This window comes from Christiangramia qingdaonensis, assembly GCF_048381525.1.
Classification (GTDB): Bacteria; Bacteroidota; Bacteroidia; order Flavobacteriales; family Flavobacteriaceae; genus Christiangramia.
Genome location: NZ_JBLWIM010000008.1, coordinates 287,405 through 307,204, shown reverse-complemented (window position 1 = coordinate 307,204; position 19,800 = coordinate 287,405). Strand labels below are relative to the sequence as shown.

The following is a 19,800-nucleotide window of genomic DNA, read 5'->3' as shown; positions in this document are numbered from 1 at the left end:
ATTGGTCAAATGAAGTTCCAAATATTCTATCTTCTTTTAATATCCCAGTTCATAAGCTTCGGTCAGTTTTCGGCGAAAGAAATAGAAAAAGGCTATAAATTCTATAATTCTCATAATGGAATTTTTCAAAAGAAGACGAAATTTACCGTAAACCCCAATCAAATTGAGAATGTTTGCAATTACATAAATCTAGACTCGATCTTAGCTAACTTTAAATCATTTGGTCCCGATAACCTCGATAAATTAGATATTGTTTTTTCCGAAGATCAGGTAAACACTTTGAATAGAAAACTTCAACAAATAGTCAAAGTAGAACTTGATCCTGAAAAACTTGATTCGCGGTATATCATAGGAGAATTTGCTGTAACAAATGAATCATTTCCAGTTTTTCAAAAATCTATTTATGGTGTGGAATATGCCTTTATATATCAAAGTAATCTAACGGTGCCTGAATATTCCAGATTGTTGATATACGAAGAGAGAGATGAAGATTGGGCTGTTTTAGGCTTTGGTCAGTTACCTTTATTTGACAAGGAGGGAATGAGGGAAAGAATTCAAAAATTTCCAGAGGAGTACCAAGTGATCAACAGTATTTTATTAGGAACAAGGGATCTAATTCAGCTTGAGTTCGTTGAAATTGATAGGATTACTAATGGATATTCTGCAGAATCTTTTCAAATACCCGCCAATATCAAAAATAAACTGGATAAGGATGATCTTAGTAAGATGATGATTTTTCTTAATAATGCTGAAACTGGTAAGATGGATATTACCCATTTATTAGATGGTCTGAAAGTATTTCCAGCATCCGAAATTGATAATTGCGGGAAAACTATAATTCGATTAAGTAGACCTTATTTATTTGAAGTGGAGGGTGAGAAATATGCTTTAATATATTCTTCTATTATATCTTCACCGCTAAACGCGGGAGCTAGTATTAAGCTACTTAAAAAAAGTAATGGACTTTACGAATTAATTGCGTCACCTATGCTTTGGGTAAGTTAGTCTATTCGTATCCCTGTAAGATATTTAAAGTCCTCTCCTTATAGGACCGACTAATTGGTAACGACTTATTCTCTATAACCACTTCTTCATGAGAATACGACTCAATTTTACTGATGTTGATAATATATGATCTGTGAATTCTTAGAAAATTAGCATCTGGAAGTTTCTCTTCAATGGAGGAAATAGTCTCCCTGGTAACTTTTGTGCCTTCGGGAGTTTCTATTTTTAGATAATCACTCAGACTTTCTATCCATAAGATTTTCTGAAAATCGATTTTGTGCATTTTCCGGTCGATCTTGACAAAAAAGAACTCGTTGGAAGAAGCAGGTAGATTTTCGTTTGTTTGAAAAGAATATGTATGCCTGAAATTATTAACTGCATCAAGAAACCTTTCGAAGGAAATTGGTTTGAGTAAATAATCTGCTGCGTGAAGATCAAATCCCTCGATCGCAAATTCTCTGTAAGCGGTGGTGAAAATGATCTTAATGTCCTTATTAATAGATTTTGCAAATGCGATCCCTGAAATTCCAGGCATGTTGATATCCAGAAAAATCAGGTCAATTTTGTTAGAACTAATACAATTAAAAGCCTCTGTAGCATTCCGGCAAGCCTGTACGATCTCCAGGAAATCTATCTTTGAAATATGATTTTTCAGAATGTCCAGGGCAACAGGTTCATCATCTACTATTAAACAGCGAATCTTATCCGGCATAAACAGCATTTTTTGAGAGTTTCAGCTTCAATTTTACGTAATAATGATCTGCTTTGTTCTCAATATCAAGTTTATAATTGTTCTCATAAAGCAGGTCCAGTCTTCGTTTAATATTTTCAAGTCCAATACCATTTTCTGAATGTTCTGCTGAGAGCTGAGCTTTTGAATTTTCTATCAAAAACATTAATTGGTCATTCTTTACTTTTATTTTAATGCTGATTTCCAATTTTCCATCGGCGCTACGTCCATGCTTGAAACAATTTTCTACAAAAGGCAATAATAACATTGGCGCAATCTGAATTTCTTCTGAAAATTCCTCGATTTGAAAATCAAAGAGGAGCAGATCCTGGAAGCGTTTTTTTTCCAGATCAATATAGTTAGTAATATGTTTTATTTCATCCTTCAGCGAGACCACTAGCTTTTTGGTTTGGTAAAGAATATAATCCAGTAGATCTGAAAGTTGCAGGATCACTTCTGAAGTAGTATGATGATTGGCTAAACTCAATCCGTAAATAGTATTTAGCGAATTAAAGAGAAAATGAGGATGAATCTGCATCTTCAGATATTGAAGCTCCTGTTCTTTTAATTTCAACTGCGCTTCCAGGATCCTGTTCTTTAGTTCTTCGTTCTTAGCTGCGGTAGAATAATTATATTTCAGCAGACTAAATGCGGAAGCAAGCGCCACTACCAGGTAGACGCTAATCATGATATAAATTAGACTTTTCGTAATAGGAAAACTACCCTGATATTGATAACCGGAAGTCAGCACCTTGGCGTAAAAAGCCGAAATTGTGATATAGCAGGCTGAAATTACAAGTGCAGCTAAGCTATATAGACCAAATTGCAAATACTTTTTCGGAATAAGATATCGAGGAATGATCCTATAAATAAATGTATAGGTGGTCAAAATGGTGACAGGAAGAAAGAAGGATGAAAAGTTCATTACCTGCCTGAATTCTGAATCTTCGAATCCAAAAAAGAAGGTGAAATAAAGCAAGACCATAAGCCAGAAAAGGCTGTGCAGTAGAAATTTCCTTCCCATTCCCAGGATGATAGAACTTAGCTTCATTAGTGGATAAAATTGTGACTTAATTTCGGTTAATAAAAATTATTGCGACGAATTACTATTTTAAGGAGCTGGATAACATCGCTTTCAGAATAGAACTGGAAAAATTTGGTAACTGGTAGAATCAGGTCAAAAACACGCAACTGGTCTCAATTCTATATTTCAATACGAACTTCCTCCTAAGTTTGCTATCATTAACCAATAAAACTAAATGATGATTTTACTAAGTAGTATTCTTTTTCAAAACCCGGGTTTCTTTCAACAGCTTGGTGATCGAATTAATGAAGGTGGACCACTGGCTATGAGCCTTATCTTAATTTCACTCTTTATTATAATATTCCTGGTCGTTCGAGCAGCAATTAATCTAACTGCAGCCGGGCATAAATTCCGGAAGACCATTTCTCTTATCAATCAGTTGGCATTGATCGCATTGGTGATCGGACTTTTCACTCAATTTATCGGCCTGATACAGATCTTTGATGCTTTTGAGTCTCTTGATAACGTGAACCCGGCAATGTTTGCAGCAGGACTTAAAGTGAGTTTGCTTGCTCCATTATTCGGTGGATTTACCTTCCTGTTTGGTAGGATCTCCAGTTTTATTCTCAACTGGATTCGAAAGTCTGATCTTGATGCCAACACGACCCAAACTTACTAGCTCTTATCAATTATCATTATGCGAACAGCCATAACCCTGAAGGATAACAACGTGCAGCAAATTTTATGGCGCTTTATTATTTTTCATTTTCGTAGAGAAACATTCACTACATTTAACCGTTAATTCTAATTTTAGAAATCATGGCGAAAGAAAAATCACCTTCAAAGAATTCAGCTAAGAAAGAACCTGTACTGAGTTTAAAAGAAAAGAGAGCAGCGAAGGCAGCAAAGAAGAAAAACAGATCATAAATATAAAGGAGCGCAAATGCGCTCCTTTTTTATTTTTTCCATCTCCGGTTGGCGTTCTTGTCACCACGGGTTTTTGGTTTCTTATATTTCTTGGCAATTTCCCGGCGATAACTACCTCCAAGATTTACCTTTTTGTTCTTTTCCTTTTTCTCGTGAAAGGCAGGTCCTGCTTCCTGATCATCTGAATGCGGATTATAGATTTCTATAGATCTTGGTTTCTCTTCCTCGATCAATTCCGTAGAAATTTCAACAGTCTCAGGGATCGAATGTTCTGGAATTTGCATATCCATCAAAGTTTCAATCTTTTCGTAATTTTCGGCTTCAGCTTCGGTCTTGAATATAATCGCAACACCTTTCTTTTCTGCACGACCGGTACGACCAATACGGTGCATATAGTTTTCAGGATAATGCGGAGTGTCAAGGTTGATGACGTGAGATACATTCTCGATATCCAGACCACGAGCCATGACATCTGTAGAGATCATGATACGCGTACGACCTTCAGCAAATTCCTGCAGACTGTTAAGTCGGTAATTCTGACTTTTTCCTGTATGAACCATACTTACCTGATGCCTGAATTCGGCATTCAGAATGTCATATAGTTTATCAGCAAAACGCTTGTCGGTCGTGAAAATCAACACTTTTTTATATTCATCCTCATCGGTGAACAGCTCTTTAAAAAGATTCGCCTTCGTATTGAAGTTAGGAACTTTATAAGCTCGCTGCTCTATATTTTCAAGAGGTGTACCGCTTACGGCAACCGATATTTTCTCGGGAGTTTTAAAGTTTGCGTCGATCATCGCTTCCACGGTTTCGGTCATAGTTGCCGAAAACATAATGCTCTGTCTGTTCTGCGGAAGCAATTCGAGGATATTATTAACCTGGAACTTAAATCCAAGATCCAGCATCACATCAACTTCATCAATCACGAATTTCTGGATGGATTTTAATTGAACCGCTCTGCGGAGTACAAGGTCATATAAGCGTCGCGGAGTTGCTACCAGAATGTCTTGTCCCTGCATTAAATCCTGGTGTTGCGTATTAATGTTCACGCCACCATAGATTCCTGAAATTCTTACATTAATATACTTTGCAATTTTTTCAATTTCCTCAACAACCTGAACAACCAATTCACGTGTTGGTACAAGAATTAAGATCCTGGGGTTTTTTTGTTCTGAATATTTGAGCATTCTTAACAGGGGAAGTAAATAAGCAAAAGTCTTACCAGTTCCCGTTTGTGCGATCCCAACAACATCCCGTCCAGACATGATCGATGAAAACGCCTGTTCCTGGATTGGAGTAGGTGTCTGGAAATTAAGATCTTCCAATGCATTACGCAGTGGAGTGTTAAGGTTTAGATCCTGAAAGCTCAAAGTATAAGTTTTTATTTTTGCAAAGGTACTGCTTAACGTGCTAACCTGCACATTTATATACTAGTAAATGCGAATCTGGTAACTAGCCTTAAAATCATCTTTCGCATTCAGCACCTCATTACCGGCTTTTTCTTTGAAATTTTTACTGGCATCTGCAAGATCTGTATAGCCAAGCCATGGTTCTATGCAAACATAAGCTGCGTTTGGCTTAGCCCAGATCCCAAGGTCTTTAAAATCTTCAAATTCAACTCCCAAAATAGCACCTTCAGTTTTGCTATGTAGCTCTACTTTTTTTGATTGAATACTTCGGAAGATCAAAGCGTCTTTATCAAAGAGATCTGGTCTTAGTTGCAGGATTTGCTCATCTTCAAGTATCACTTCCGAATTATCACCAAGTAAGCCTTTTTCATCAAGGATCTCCGTTGTAAGTTTTGATTTCTGGTCAAACTGAAGGGAATAATCTTCAATTTTTTCATCTTCTGAAAATAGAATATTGAAGGCTGGATGACCTCCAAGCGAGAAATATAAAGGCTTTTCATCAAGATTGATAATATGATGTTTTACTTCCAATTGCTTATCCTTCAGAATAAAATAGATTCTGAAGGCAAATTTAAATGGATACATCTTCAAGGTTTCTTCAGAATAAAGAAGTTCGAAAACCAGCTGATCTTCGGTTCTCTCTTTTAGTCTTATCTGGTCGTTATGCCGAATGATCCCATGTTTTGGCAAACTATAAGTTGCGCCTTCAAATTGGTATTCCCCATCTTTCAGCATTCCGATAATTGGAAAAAGATTGGGTGCATGACTTCCCCAAACATCTGGATTTGCCTGCCAAATATGTTCTCTTCCAGATTTTTTATTCAGAATACTGCAAAGCTCGGCGCCGGTTTCCAGAACTCCGATCTTTAGATGTTCATTCTCTATATAATGAGTAGTCTTCTCCATAAGTTTTATTTCAGATCTCTTACCAGATTTACAACGAATGGCTAAGATAATTTTTCAGTAATTTTAGAGAAAATCAAAAATGAAAAAGATTCTCGCATTCGCCGGTTCTAACAGTAGTACTTCCATAAATCAAAGACTTCTGGATCATATCACAGGCCGGATTCAGGGGCATGATATCAAAATGCTTCAATTAACAGAATTTCCTTTGCCAGTTTATGATGAAGATATCGAAAAGGAATCGGGAATTCCAATGAACGCCAAGATCATTCATAATTATATTCTTGATCACGATGCCTTGATCATTGCCGTGAATGAGCATAATGGAACTGCTTCTGCGTTTTTTAAGAATATCATCGACTGGCTATCCCGAAATCAAAAAAGCTTTCTTGAAGGAAAAAAGATCCTTTTAATAAGTACTTCTCCAGGTAAGCGCGGAGCCAAAGGTTCGCTGGACTATTGCCGTGATATCTTCGGAAGATTTGGCGGCGATGTGATCGAAAGCTTTAGTTTTCCATCTTTCCAGGATAATTTTGAAGATGATAAAGTGACAAACGAAGTGCTGGATATGGGAATTGAAGATGTGCTTACTACCTTTGCGCATCAAATCGAAGCTTAATTGAGAACAAAAAGATCTTTTGCCATACAGGATATGGCAAATTTCAAGGAGAAATTACTCACCTGGGGAAACAGCTTTCCGGATATTGTATGGCTGGATAGTAATCTGGATTCTTCGGAAAATACCGAATTTGAAGCTGTGCTTGCTGTAGAAGCTTTTACCGCTATTAAAACCGATTATCAAAATGCCTTCGATAAACTGAAGGAATATCAGCAAACTACCAAAGACTGGATCTTTGGTTATTTAAGCTATGATCTAAAAAATGATGTCGAGCGACTAAGATCTTCCAATTACGACGGACTTCAATTTCCGGATCTTTACTTTTTTCAGCCTCAAAAACTGGTATTTTTAAAAGATAATATAGCTGAATTCGTTTACCTGAGAATGGTGGATGACGAAATTGAAACTGATTTTGAAGAGATTCAGAATTGTAAGTTCAATACTGAAAAACCTGAAGGGAGAATAGAAATACAATCCAGAATTAGTAAGCAGGAGTACCTTGAAAAGGTTGGAGCAATGCTGGAGCATATTCATCGTGGGGATATTTATGAGGCGAATTTATGTCAGGAATTCTTCAGTGAAAACGTAGATCTGGATGCATTTTCTATTCACCAGAGTCTTAATGAGATTTCAACACCTCCTTTCGCTGCATTCCTGAGACTTGAAAACATCAATCTGGTTTCGGCTTCCCCGGAGCGTTATCTACGGAAAAAAGGTGATCAATTGCTTACTCAGCCAATAAAAGGTACAGCGAGAAGATCTTCCAATCCTGAGGAGGATAAGAAAATTGCCCTTAATCTGGCGCAGGATCCAAAGGAAATGTCGGAAAACGTAATGATCGTAGATCTTGTTAGGAACGATCTCTCCAGGATCGCTGAAAAAGGCTCAGTAAAAGTAGATGAACTATGTAAAGTTTATTCCTTTAAACAGGTACACCAAATGATTTCTTCAGTCACCGCCACGATTGCGGAAGGGGTTGCACCGGTAGAGGCATTACGAACGAGTTTCCCCATGGGAAGCATGACCGGGGCACCTAAAATTTCAGCAATGAAGATCATAGAAAAGCTGGAAAGTACCAAACGCGGACTCTATAGCGGCGCTGTGGGCTATTTCTCTCCAGAGGGTGATTTTGATTTTAACGTGGTGATTCGTAGTATTCTTTATAATGCTACAAATAAGTATCTGTCATTTTCTGTAGGAGGAGCTATTACTGCCAAATCTGATCCCGAAAAGGAATATGAAGAATGTCTGTTGAAATCCAGGGCATTACGTGAAGTTCTGGAGAACCTTTAAGTAGCTTTTTCATTAAATTCAGGCTTTGTATATTTGAGTAGATATGGAAAAAGCCTTCAAAAAGATCATCAAAGAAGAATACCCTTTTCTTTGCACCAATAAGTTATTGATCGCCGTAAGTGGTGGTGTGGATAGTATTGTTCTGGCACATCTATGTAAGATGTCAAAAATGGAGTTTTCCATCGCACATTGTAATTTTAATCTTAGAGGAGAAGAAAGTGATGCAGATGAAGCATTTGTAAAAGAACTTGCCGAAAAAATGGAAGTTCCATTTTTCACACAAAGTTTCAATACGCTGAAGTTTGCTGAAAATGCTGGTATTTCTATTCAAATGGCTGCCCGGGAATTGCGTTACAACTGGTTTGAGGAACTTTCAAATTCCATGGAGTTTGATTACACGTTAACAGCACATCATGCGAATGATAATCTTGAGACTTTTTTGATCAACCTAATTCGTGGAACCGGCCCGGAAGGTTTGCAGGGAATTAAAGATAAACATCATCAACTTATAAGACCGCTAATCAAATTTTCCAGGTCTGAAATCGAAGAATTTGCTAATAGTAAAAGTTTAAAATGGCGGGAAGATTCCAGTAATGCTTCAGATAAATATATGAGAAACCGTATAAGACACCATATGGTGCCACTTATGCAGGAGCTTAATCCACAATTACTTGAAACTTTTGCGAAAACTCAGCAACATTTGAACGAAAGCATGGAACTGGTAGAGGACTATATGAGTCTGCTTTATCCTAAGATCATCAGCCGGGACGTCTTTGGTTATGCCCTGGATATTGCTTTTTTGAAGAAAGTGCCGAATTCGAAGCAGGTACTTTACCAGTTGCTCAAATCATTTGGATTTACCGAATGGAACGATGTTCATGACCTTATGGATGCACAGACCGGTAAAATGGTACTTTCAGATACTCACAGGCTTATCAAGGATAGGACTAGATTATTGCTTACTGAGATTCAGGATGAGACCATCAATAAAGAATATCAACTTGAAAAAGGGGAGGAGTTTGTCATGATTCCTGATTTTGGAACTTTGCATTTGACCGAAGTTGATAAATTTGACAAGTCCGCAACCAATAGTATTTTTGTTCCCATTCGAAAACTTAAATTTCCTTTGCTGATCAGGAAATGGAAAGAGGGTGACTTTTTTGTTCCCTTCGGAATGAAAGGAAAAAAGAAGCTGAGTGATTATTTTAAGGATGAAAAATTCAGTTTACCTCAAAAAGAGCAAACCTGGCTACTGTTTTCCGGGGAAGATCTTGTCTGGATCATCAACCAACGAGCAGATAATCGCTTTTCCGTAGAAAAAGGAGATCGGGAAATCCTGAAAATAAGCTTCAGCTAAGAGAATTGACATATTTGATGCGTGCAAGCTCGTGTTTTTCCTGAATTCCTTCAGGAATACTTACCTAATTTCTATCTTTAGACGCTTTATAAAAATAATCTAATGAAAATATTCAATATTTCCCTGTTTTCAGTATTACTTCTGATTGTACTGAATCCCTTATGTGCTCAAAATGAAACAGATTACGATGTCAAAGCCCATTATGATAAAATGGAAGTGGATATCCCGATGCGAGACGGTGTAAAACTGCATACTACGATATATACTCCAAAGGATACTTCATCTGAGTATCCCATATTGATGCAACGAACTCCTTATAGTTCCCGACCGTATGGAAAAGATCAGTTCAGATCCAGGATTGGACCTAATGAAATCATGATGAAAGAGGGGAACATCATCGTTTATCAGGATGTACGTGGTAGATGGATGAGTGAAGGAAAGTATGATAATATGCGTGCCTTTATTCCAAATAAGAAGGGGAAAGAGGTGGACGAAGCCAGCGATACTTATGATACAATAGAATGGCTTATCAATAATGTTGAAAACAACAATGGAAAAGTTGGAACCTGGGGAATTTCCTATCCAGGATTTTACAGTACTTATTCACTTTTAAGTGGACATCCAGCTCTTAAGGCAGCATCTCCTCAAGCTAGTATCGGTGATTTCTTTTTTGATGATTTTCATCATAACGGCGCTTATTTGCTAAGCTACTGGAGAGCTACGGCGGTTTTTGGATACCAAAAAGATACTCCTGTAGATACGAGCTGGTACAACTTTCCAGAGCTGAAAACTCAGGATCAATACCAGTTTTTTATGGATGCGGGTCCTTTGAGCAATCTCGATAAATATTATAAAGAGGATAACGAGTTCTGGCAACAACTTAAAGAACATCCAAATTATGATGAGTTCTGGCAAAAACGAGGGATCGTTCAGCATATGAAAGATATCAAGCCGGCGGTAATGATCGTAGGCGGACTATTTGATGCGGAAGATCTGTATGGACCGTTCAATATTTACAAAAGCATAGAAGAGAATAGTGATAATCACAATATGATCGTTTTTGGTCCCTGGAGTCATGGTGACTGGGCAAGGGAATCTGGAAGACAATCTGTTGGGAACGTCTATTTTGGTGATAGTATTTCCACTCATTTTCAAAGAGATTATGAAACTGAATTTTTCAATCATTTTCTGAAGAAAAAAACTAAAGATGCTTTGCGATTACCTGAAGCACATATTTATGACACTGGAGCACGCCAATGGAACGATTATGCGGAATGGCCACCGAAGAATACTACTGAAAAAACCTGGTATCTGGGAGCAAATGAGCAATTATCAGAAACAGCATCAGATCACGAAGAAACTTTCGTGAGTGACCCAGCGAAACCAGTTTCTTACAATAATGAGATCAAAATGGTCTTTACTCCAAGAGAATATATGTCTGGAGATCAGAGATTTGCAGCCAGAAGACCAGATGTTCTGGTGTTTGAAACGGAAGTTCTGGAAGAAGATATGAAAATAACCGGACCGATTGAAGCAATGTTGAAAGTTGCAACAACGGGAACTTCAGCAGACTGGGTTGTAAAACTCGTTGATGTTTATCCTGAAGATGCAGAGAACTACGAAGAAACCATGCCTCATCTTAAAATGAGCAATTATCATATGATGGTTCGTAGTGAGGTAATGCGCGGAAGATTCAGAAATAGTTTTGAAAAACCGGAAGCATTTGAGCCTAATAAGAAAACCGATGTAAATCTTACGTTGCAGGGTGTAAATCATACCTTCAAAAAAGGTCATAAAGTACAGATCCAGATTCAGAGTACATGGTTTCCGCTAATCGACAGAAATCCACAGACTTATGTAGATAATATCTTTGATGCTGAAGAGGAAGATTTTCAGAAGCAAACGCATACGATCTATGGTGATTCAGCCATTAAATTTTCAGTTTTAGAAGAATAAATCTTAGAATGAAAAAATCAGTTTACCTATTACTATTCGGAATTTTGCTAAGCTCATGTGGCAATGAAAAGCAAAATTCAGATTACTCTGAAGAGGAGCAGCAAAACGCTTCCGAAGAAATGAACGCTTACTTTGCGCGTGAGTTCGAAAAGGAAGTTCAGGAATCCCCAGAGACCCAGACCCGAAGAGGATTGAAGACAAATTATGATCAATGGGATGATTATTCTAATCTAAAATATGCTGAAGATCTTGAACAGGCACGGGAACGTATGGATTATCTCGATAAGGTAGATGTAGCGGCTTTGGATGAAGATACCCGGTTAAGCTACGATCTGTATCGCAGGCAGGTTCAAAATGAGATCGATGATTATGATTTCAGGTTCTACAATTATCCAATTGAGCAAATGCACGGACTTCATGCAGAACTTCCTGCTTTTTTAATCAATATGCACCGCATAGATTCCATTGGAGATGCCAGGGCTTATATTGCAAGACTGGAAGGACTTGAGAAAGTGATGGCAGATGTGATCGAACAATTACAACTTAGAGAGCAGAACGGTATTATTCCGCCTAAATTCGTTTTCGACAGAACACTTGACGCTTCAAGGAACATCATCAAAGGAAAGCCATTTTCGAAGTCGGCTAATGCCAGTGCCTTACTGGAAGATTTCACTACAAAGATCGATCAATTAGATCTGGAAGATGCGGAACGAACAAAACTGGTTAATTCTGCGGAAAAGGCTCTTGTAGATCATGTTCAGCCGGCTTACCAGAGTTTGATAGATCATTTGGAGAATCAGCAATTGCGCGCTACTGAAGAAGCCGGTGTATGGAAATTCCCGAAAGGGGAGGAGTTCTATGAACTTGCATTGAAAAGAGTAACTACCACAAACCTTTCCGCAGAAGAAATTCACCAGATAGGTCTGAATGAAGTAGCTCGAATTCATTCAGAAATGGAGAAGATCATGGAGCAAACAGGTTTTGAAGGTAGTCTTCAGGATTTCTTTGATTTCATGAAAAACGATGAGCAATTTTACTTTGCAGATACTGAAGAAGGTAAAAAACAATATCTTTCACAGGCTAAACAGGTGATCAATACTATGAAAACCAGGCTTCCAGAATTGTTCAATACCATGCCTGAAGCAGATATTGTAGTAAAAGCGGTAGAACCTTTTAGAGAAAAAAGTGCTGGTAAAGCATTCTATCAACAACCTGCTTTGGATGGTTCCCGCCCTGGAACTTACTATGCCAATCTTTATGATATGAAAGCAATGCCTAAATATGAAATGGAAGCACTGGCTTACCATGAAGGAATTCCAGGCCATCACATGCAGATCGCTATTGCGCAGGAACTGGATTCTATCCCGGAATTTAGAAAATTCAGCTTTTACACTGCTTACGTGGAAGGTTGGGGATTATACAGTGAATTTATTCCGAAGGAAATTGGATTTTATAAAGATCCGTATTCAGATTTCGGCCGGCTTGCAATGGAACTATGGAGATCCTGCAGACTAGTTGTAGATACTGGGATTCATGCCAAAAAATGGACCAGACAGGAAGGTATAGATTATTACCGTGAAAATACGCCAGCTGCTGAAAGTGCCTGCTTTAAAATGGTAGAACGACATATCGTAATGCCAGGACAGGCGACTGCTTACAAGATTGGGATGAACAAGATCCTGGAACTAAGAGAAAAAGCGAAAACTGAACTGGGAGGAGAGTTTGATATCCGTGAATTTCACGATGTCGTATTAACAGATGGTGCTTTACCGCTAACGATTCTGGAGACTAAAGTGAACAACTGGGTACAGAGCAAAAAATAACTATGTTGAAAACAGTACAGGAAGAAGACCTGAAAATTATCGAGCTAGAAAATGGGCAGCAGAGCAAGCTAAAGATCCTGAACCTAGGAGCGACATTATTTAGCTTTAGTTTAAAAGATAAGAATGACAAGCCTGTAGAAGTTGTTGCAGGTCCTGCTAAGATTACAGATTATATTAGTGAACCTTACTGGGAACATAACAAGTGTTTTGGAGCTAGTATTGGGCGTTTCGCGGGAAGAATTACTGAAGGGAAATTCAGCATTGGCGAGGAAGATTTTAAGCTGGATGAGAATTTGGACAAAGCGCATTTACATGGGGGAGCAAATGGTTTTCAAACCAAGATCTGGGAAATCAAAAAGATCACAGATGCACCGAATCCTTCGGTAAAAATGACTTACGTAAGTAAGCATATGGAAGAAGGTTACCCAGGCGAAGTCACAGTTGAGGCCACTTACACCCTGACCGAGGATAATCATGTGAAGCTTTCCTACCGCGCCAGAACAGATAGAAACACGATCATTAACCTTACCAATCATACTTACTTTAATCTGAATGGAGGAGGAAGTATTAGTGATCATTTCATGCAGGTAAATGCTTCCAAGATCCTGGAACTGGATGAAAATATGCTTCCGACAGGTAATTTGACCAAACTCAGGGATCATCCTAAGGACTATCGAGAGAATAAATTGCTAGGCAACAGGGAACTTGATGATGTGTATGTGCTTGATGTCATGGAAAATGAAGTGCAGGCACAGTTATTCGCTCCGCTCACCGGTATCAAGCTTAAAGTGGTTAGTAACCAGCCCGTTGTAGTCATCTACTCTCCGGAAAGTCTTCCGGCAGATATGGTGTTTCTGAATAAACTTGATGAAAACTTTCCAGCGGTCGCGATCGAAGCACAAAATTATCCTGACGCTCCCAACTTCAGAAACTTCCCTAGCAGTCTGCTAAAACCGGGTGAAGTCTATGAAAACAACATCGTTTTTGCTTTTTCTGTGAAATAATAATTCTATATTTAACCGAAGATTTTAAGAAAAGATTATGATAGGAATTTTATCCTTCGTTGGATTTACAGCACTCGTAGCTATTATCGCATATTTCGCAACCAGAAGAACTGATGAGTCCACCAGTGATGGTTATTTTTTAGGTGGTAGAAGTCTGACTGCCGGCGTAATAGCAGGTTCGTTATTACTAACAAATCTCTCTACGGAACAGATCGTCGGTTTGAATGGAAGTTCATATGCCAACGGTTTATCTGTCATGGCATGGGAAACTCTGGCCGCTATCGCTATCGTAGTTACTGCAATTTTTTTGCTACCAAGATACTTAAAGGGAGGACTCACTACCGTTCCACAATTTCTGGCTGAACGATATGATGTTACCACTAAAACACTTACTTCAGGCTTATTTCTTACAGGATACGTAGTTGTGTTATTACCAATTATTCTCTATTCCGGCTCTGTAGCGATTAGCGGTATGTTTGACGTTCCAACATTGTTAGGAGTGTCAGATGATGCAGCCATAAAAATATGCGTTTGGGGAATTGGAATCATAGGGTCTATATATGCCGTTTTTGGCGGACTAAAAGCAGTAGCAGTATCTGATAGTATAAATGCCATCGGACTATTAATCGGTGGAATTCTGGTGCCTATTTTTGGACTAGTGATCATTGGTGATGGTAGTTTTATTGAAGGGATCACAACGCTAACAGAATCTAACCCTGAGAAATTTCAGTCCATGGGAGATGAGACCAGCCCTGTTCCTTTTCATACTCTTTTCACGGGAATGATGCTGGTACAACTCTTCTATTGGGGAACTAATCAGCAGATCATTCAACGTGCGCTTGCTGCTAAAAATCTGAAGGAAGGACAAAAAGGTTTAATGCTGGCCTCTTTCATCAAAATACTGGGGCCGCTAATCGTCGTTCTTCCTGGTATCATTGCTTTCCATATTTTTGGGGCAGATCTTGAAAATGGAGATGAAGCATATCCGCTTTTGGTGAATAGGGTGTTACCTGGTTATTTGATTGGATTTTTCGCAGCTGTTATTTTTGGAGCTATTCTAAGTTCCTTTAATAGTGTATTGAATAGTTCGGTTACTCTCTTCGGAATCGATATTTATAAGCAACATATTAATAAGGATGCAAACGAGAAAACCATAGTTCGTTATGGTAAAATCTTCGGAATAGTACTTGCTGTTGCGGCAATGTTCATCGCTCCTTTAATAGCTAATGCGGGTAGTTTATTCGACTATCTACAGGAGGTGAATGGAATATATAGTATTCCAATCTTAACGATCATTGTAGTTGGTTACCTGACCAAGTATGTACCGGCTATTGCAGCCAAAATCGGACTCATATCAGGATCTTTGTTATACATCCTAAGCCAATTTGTTCTGAAGCCGTACCTCGCTGAAAGTGCTTTAGAAGATGCCGCTGCTAATGGAATTACAGATGCAGCAGAATTAGCAGCAATTGAAGCTAGTGCCTATCCTCACTATCTGGATGTCATGGCAATTCTTTTTGCTTTGAACGTTGTGATCATGCTGGTTATTGGAAAGTTGAGACCTCGAAAGACGCCTTACTTACAGGAACATACTAAACAAGTGGATATCACGCCTTGGAAATTTGTGAAACCGGTTGGTTTTGCAATTATCGTTATAGTAGTTGGGGTATATGCATATTTCGCATAACACCAAACAAAGAACTACAAACAAAAAACCCCCGAAAGATCGATCTTTCGAGGGTTATTTATTTGAAAGCTGGTCGTGAATTAGCTCTTTTTATAATGTATATCCGGTTGTGCATTCAGCATCTTTACGGCCTGTTCTGCGGTGATGTCTCGCTGAGGTCCTGCAAACATTTCGTAACCAACCATAAACTTCTTAACCGTGGCAGACCGCAATAATGGCGGGTAGAAGTTCATATGAAAGTGCCATTCAGGATGGTCCTTGCCATTGGTTGGGGCCTGGTGCATTCCAGACGAATATGGAAAAGACGTTTCAAACAGGTTGTCATACTTCATGGTCAGCTTTTTTATAATATCTGCAAATGCGATCTCTTCTTCATCGTTAAGATCTGTAATTTGTTGAAGATGCCTTTTAGGAATGATCATCGCTTCGAAAGGCCATACCGCCCAGAAAGGAATTAAGGATACGAAATGCTCATTCTCATCCAGAATTCGTTCTCTTAAAGCCAGCTCCTGACTCAAATAATCACCCAGAAGGCTGGAACTGTTTCTTTGCCAGTATGCATGGAATCTTTCAGATTTTTTCGAAATTTCGGTTGGAATGGACGATTGCGACCATATTTGTCCATGAGGATGGGGATTGCTACAGCCCATGATCGCACCTTTATTTTCAAAGATCTGGACGTAATTGATATCTGGATTATTCCCGAGCTCAGCGAATTCGGTTTTCCAGATCTGCACAACCTTCGTGATTTCTGAAACTTCCATCAACGGCAGGGTTAGCGAATGATCTGGAGAGAAGCAAACAACTTTGCAAATTCCCTTTTCAGTTTCAGCCTTCAGCAGGCCCTGTTCAAATTTCACTTCAGGAGTATCCGGAAGCAGAGAGCTATAATCGTTTATAAATGCATAAGGTTCAGAATAATTTGGATTCGTTTCTCCGCTTGCCCTGGTATTTCCTGGACATAGATAGCAACCCGGATCGTACGAGGCTTTATCATTGGTTTTATTCTCTTCGGTTTTACCCTGCCATGGTCTTTTTGTGCGATGTGGTGAAACCAGTATCCATTCACCGGTCAAAATATTATACCTGCGATGAGGTAGTTTGTTCATTTCGTTATTCATGGGATACCAGTTTTATGATTTCTGTTCCGGCTGATGGTGCTACTACGATCGCTTCCGGGTGGATTTTGAATCTATCAAAATATGCTTTGGAAACTTCAGTAATGTAGCCTTCAACATTTTCAGAATTGATAAGGTTAATGGTACAGCCACCAAAACCACCGCCCATCATTCTGCTTCCGTAGATAAATTCTTTGTCTTTAGCGTAATCAACCATGAAGTCAAGTTCCTGGCAACTCACCTCATATTGATGCTGCAGGCCGCGATGAGAAGCAAACATTAATTTTCCTAAGGCCTGTAGATCATTATTGCGAAGCGCATCTGCAGCTGCCTGTACGCGCTCATTTTCCTGTATTACATATAAACAGCGCTGGTAAGTCTGCTCAGGAAGTTCTGATCGAAAGCTTTCTAGCAAGTCAAAATCTACATCTCGTAAGCTTTTTATTTGCGGATTCTTCAATTGAATAATCCTGATCGCTGCTTCACATTCCTCACGCCTGGAATTGTAATCACTGTCGGCCAGATTATGAGAAACCCTTGTGTTCAGTAGTAGTAATTTATAGTTTCCGAGATCTGCAGGAATATATTCAGTAGCAAGACTTCGGCAATCCAGTTTAATAAAATGATCCTTTTTACTGAGAATGGAAGCAAATTGATCCATGATTCCGCAGTTGGAACCTACAAATTCATTTTCGGCACGTTGAGCCATCTTTGCGATTTCCATGTCGCTCAAATTCAGATCAAATAATTCATTAAGGCCTGCACAGAATCCACATTCCAGTGCTGCGGAAGAACTTATCCCGGCACCGGTAGGAAGATCGCTGGAAATTATACAATCAAAACCTTCAAGCAATTTATTCTCCTGCTGAAGTTCGTTAACAATGCCGAGTAAATAATCTCTCCAGTCGCTTTGCTTCAATAATGGCTGGTCGAGATGAAATTCAAAGCCGTTATTAAAAGTACCACTGTATATTCTGCAGAAGTTTTCCGTATCATTTATTCTGAATTTGAAACTTATATGCTTATCGATCGCTGTGGGCATCACGAAACCTTCATTATAATCTGTATGTTCTCCAATCAGGTTGATTCGACCAGGAGAATTAACGAGTAATTCCGGTTGGAAATCCTTAAAAACCGAAGGCTTCGTAGAAAAAGATCTGATATTTGTCAAGACTTGATTAATTTTGAGTAATTCAAATATAATAAACGTCATACTTACATTTATTATTTCAGAATATAATTATGCACACTAAGAATTCACAACCGGAAGTTGTTGAACAAACAGACCTGTACCAGATCAGGGAGAAAATGTATGTTGCGACAGACTGTATCATTTTTGGTTTCCATGAGGGCAAGCTAAAATTACTTGTCTTCGAGCGTCAGGTAGAGCCCTTAAAAGGTTCCTGGTCACTTGTTGGTAGCTTTGTACGGCTGGATGAAGATCTCGAGCTGGCAGGGCAGCGGGTTTTAAAAGAGGCTACCGGACTGAACGAAGTTTTTATGCAACAATTAAAGACTTATGGTAAACAGGACCGTGATCCGGGCTACCGCTGTATTTCTGTAGCTCAGTATGCTTTAATAAGAGTAGAGGATTATATAGACAAACTGGAAAAACATTACGGTGCCCGCTGGTTTGAAATTGATGATCTTCCCGAATTAGTTCTTGATCATGATCAAATGGTACAGGATGCATTGGAACAACTAAGACATAACGCGCGTCACAGACCCATTGGTTTTGAGCTGCTGCCAGAGAAGTTTACGATTCCACAATTACAAAACCTTTATGAAGCGATCTACCAGAAGCCACTAGACGCGAGAAACTTCAGAAAAAAGGTATTATCTCTGAATGTTTTAGAAAAACTGGAGGAAAAAGATAAATCGGGTAGTAAACGCGGTGCTTTTTTGCATAAATTCAATAAAGAGAATTACTTACAATTATTAAAAGCGGGATATAATTTCGAGATTTTCTAAAATCTGAAAATAGTTTCTTTAAATAATAATTGTATGAATTACATTTATTATTAATTTAGAAAAAACATTTCAGGATGGCTAAAGATCAATCTCGTAGAAAATTATTAAAGAACCTTGGAATTGGAGCTGGGTTACTTGCTATTCCATCATTTTCGAATGCATCCGGTTTCGATGTTGCAATTAATAATTTACAAGACCCTACTTCAAAGATCAATCATTCTGTTTGTCGCTGGTGTTATGCAGATATTCCCCTTAAAGAGTTTGCTATAGCCTGTAGAGAATTGGGAATTAGTGCTATTGATCTTTTAAAACCTTCAGAATGGCAAATTGTACAGGAGCAAGGTCTAACATGTTCCATGGCAACCGATGATTTTATCAGTTTGACCGATGGATTCAATGACCCTGAAAATCATCAGAAATTGCAATCTGCTTATATAGAACTCATCGACAAAGCTGCTGATAATGATATACAAAATGTCATCTGTTTTTCTGGGAGTCGACGTGGGATGGATAATGAAACTGGCTGGAACAACTGTGTAGACGGATTAAGGCCACTATTAGACCATGCTGAAACTCGCAATGTTACTCTGGTCATGGAATTGCTGAATAGCAAAGTAGACCATCCAGATTATATGGCAGATCATACGTCCTGGGGAGCCGAACTTGCCAGAAGGCTTGACCGACCAAATTTTAAACTGCTCTACGATATCTACCATATGCAGATCATGGAGGGTGACATAATTCGAAACATTAGAGAATTTCATCCGTACATCAATCACTATCATACCGCGGGAAATCCGGGAAGGAACGAGATTAATAATTCTCAGGAACTAAATTATCCTGCAATCATCCAGGCGATTTATGATACCGGTTTTGATGGTTATATCGCTCAGGAATTTATTCCAACCTTTGAGAATAAACTAAAAGCGCTTGAAGAAGCCATTGGGATTTGTACTATCTAAACATAAATT

At 38.6% G+C, this 19,800-nt stretch carries 17 protein-coding genes; 11 read left to right on the top strand and 6 right to left on the bottom strand.

Going from position 1 to position 19,800, the window contains the following annotated elements; genetic code table 11:
* The first annotated feature begins 9 nt into the window (after positions 1 to 9).
* Entirely contained in the window at positions 10 to 1,005 is a 996-nt protein-coding gene (locus ACNI3T_RS02050) for a hypothetical protein (RefSeq protein WP_418226424.1), read from the top strand.
* Position 1,006: 1 nt separating this feature from the next.
* Here ACNI3T_RS02050 and ACNI3T_RS02045 read toward each other — a convergent pair whose 3' ends face one another.
* On the bottom strand, positions 1,007 to 1,717 hold the full coding sequence (locus ACNI3T_RS02045; RefSeq protein WP_418226423.1) for a LytR/AlgR family response regulator transcription factor: 711 nt from the start codon (positions 1,715 to 1,717) through the stop codon (positions 1,007 to 1,009).
* A complete protein-coding gene (locus ACNI3T_RS02040; protein WP_418226422.1) occupies positions 1,707 to 2,786 on the bottom strand; it encodes a sensor histidine kinase in 1,080 nt (359 codons plus the stop codon). The genes ACNI3T_RS02045 and ACNI3T_RS02040 overlap by 11 nt, the downstream gene beginning before the upstream one ends.
* 208 nt (positions 2,787 to 2,994) lie before the next feature.
* Here ACNI3T_RS02040 and ACNI3T_RS02035 point away from each other — a divergent pair, with 208 nt between their 5' ends.
* Positions 2,995 to 3,438: a MotA/TolQ/ExbB proton channel family protein gene (locus tag ACNI3T_RS02035; protein WP_418226421.1), complete on the top strand. Its 444-nt coding sequence runs from the start codon at positions 2,995 to 2,997 to the stop codon at positions 3,436 to 3,438.
* 277 nt (positions 3,439 to 3,715) lie between these two features.
* On the opposite strand, the gene ACNI3T_RS02030 is transcribed toward ACNI3T_RS02035, so the two are convergent.
* Positions 3,716 to 5,059: a DEAD/DEAH box helicase gene (locus ACNI3T_RS02030; RefSeq protein ID WP_418226420.1), complete on the bottom strand. Its 1,344-nt coding sequence runs from the start codon at positions 5,057 to 5,059 to the stop codon at positions 3,716 to 3,718.
* Between the two features lie 60 nt (positions 5,060 to 5,119).
* Complete coding sequence (locus tag ACNI3T_RS02025; RefSeq protein ID WP_418226419.1) at positions 5,120 to 6,004, bottom strand: aldose 1-epimerase family protein; 885 nt, start codon at positions 6,002 to 6,004, stop codon at positions 5,120 to 5,122.
* 79 nt (positions 6,005 to 6,083) lie between these two features.
* On the opposite strand from ACNI3T_RS02025, the gene ACNI3T_RS02020 reads away from it, so the two are divergent.
* From ACNI3T_RS02020 to ACNI3T_RS01990, 7 genes are all read left to right on the top strand, one after another.
* Positions 6,084 to 6,620 carry an NADPH-dependent FMN reductase gene (locus ACNI3T_RS02020; RefSeq protein WP_418226418.1) on the top strand — a complete coding sequence of 179 codons (537 nt, stop codon included), beginning with the start codon at positions 6,084 to 6,086 and terminating at the stop codon, positions 6,618 to 6,620.
* Positions 6,621 to 7,913, top strand: coding sequence for an aminodeoxychorismate synthase component I (gene pabB, locus ACNI3T_RS02015; RefSeq protein WP_418226417.1), 1,293 nt, complete (start codon positions 6,621 to 6,623; stop codon positions 7,911 to 7,913).
* A 43-nt stretch (positions 7,914 to 7,956) separates the two neighbouring features.
* A complete protein-coding gene (gene tilS, locus ACNI3T_RS02010) occupies positions 7,957 to 9,270 on the top strand; it encodes a tRNA lysidine(34) synthetase TilS (protein WP_418226416.1) in 1,314 nt (437 codons plus the stop codon).
* A gap of 102 nt (positions 9,271 to 9,372) precedes the next feature.
* Positions 9,373 to 11,226, top strand: a complete 1,854-nt coding sequence (locus ACNI3T_RS02005; RefSeq protein WP_418226415.1) for a CocE/NonD family hydrolase — start codon at positions 9,373 to 9,375, stop codon at positions 11,224 to 11,226.
* Between the two features lie 8 nt (positions 11,227 to 11,234).
* Positions 11,235 to 13,049 (top strand): DUF885 domain-containing protein, encoded by a 1,815-nt coding sequence (locus tag ACNI3T_RS02000; RefSeq protein ID WP_418226414.1) that lies wholly within the window; start codon positions 11,235 to 11,237, stop codon positions 13,047 to 13,049.
* A 2-nt stretch (positions 13,050 to 13,051) separates the two neighbouring features.
* Complete coding sequence (locus tag ACNI3T_RS01995; protein ID WP_418226413.1) at positions 13,052 to 14,053, top strand: aldose epimerase family protein; 1,002 nt, start codon at positions 13,052 to 13,054, stop codon at positions 14,051 to 14,053.
* A gap of 37 nt (positions 14,054 to 14,090) precedes the next feature.
* Positions 14,091 to 15,740, top strand: coding sequence for a solute:sodium symporter family transporter (locus ACNI3T_RS01990; RefSeq protein WP_418226412.1), 1,650 nt, complete (start codon positions 14,091 to 14,093; stop codon positions 15,738 to 15,740).
* An 80-nt stretch (positions 15,741 to 15,820) separates the two neighbouring features.
* Here ACNI3T_RS01990 and ACNI3T_RS01985 read toward each other — a convergent pair whose 3' ends face one another.
* Positions 15,821 to 16,861, bottom strand: a complete 1,041-nt coding sequence (locus tag ACNI3T_RS01985) for a UDP-glucose--hexose-1-phosphate uridylyltransferase (protein WP_418226411.1) — start codon at positions 16,859 to 16,861, stop codon at positions 15,821 to 15,823.
* Entirely contained in the window at positions 16,854 to 18,029 is a 1,176-nt protein-coding gene (gene galK, locus ACNI3T_RS01980) for a galactokinase (RefSeq protein ID WP_418226410.1), read from the bottom strand. Before galK ends, ACNI3T_RS01985 begins: the two co-directional genes overlap by 8 nt.
* A 71-nt stretch (positions 18,030 to 18,100) precedes the next feature.
* Between galK and ACNI3T_RS01975 the strand changes: the two genes are divergently transcribed.
* Both ACNI3T_RS01975 and ACNI3T_RS01970 read left to right on the top strand, forming a co-directional pair.
* On the top strand, positions 18,101 to 18,829 hold the full coding sequence (locus ACNI3T_RS01975) for an NUDIX hydrolase (RefSeq protein WP_418226409.1): 729 nt from the start codon (positions 18,101 to 18,103) through the stop codon (positions 18,827 to 18,829).
* A 74-nt stretch (positions 18,830 to 18,903) separates the two neighbouring features.
* Positions 18,904 to 19,791 carry a hydroxypyruvate isomerase family protein gene (locus ACNI3T_RS01970; protein ID WP_418226408.1) on the top strand — a complete coding sequence of 296 codons (888 nt, stop codon included), beginning with the start codon at positions 18,904 to 18,906 and terminating at the stop codon, positions 19,789 to 19,791.
* Positions 19,792 to 19,800: the final 9 nt, after the last annotated feature.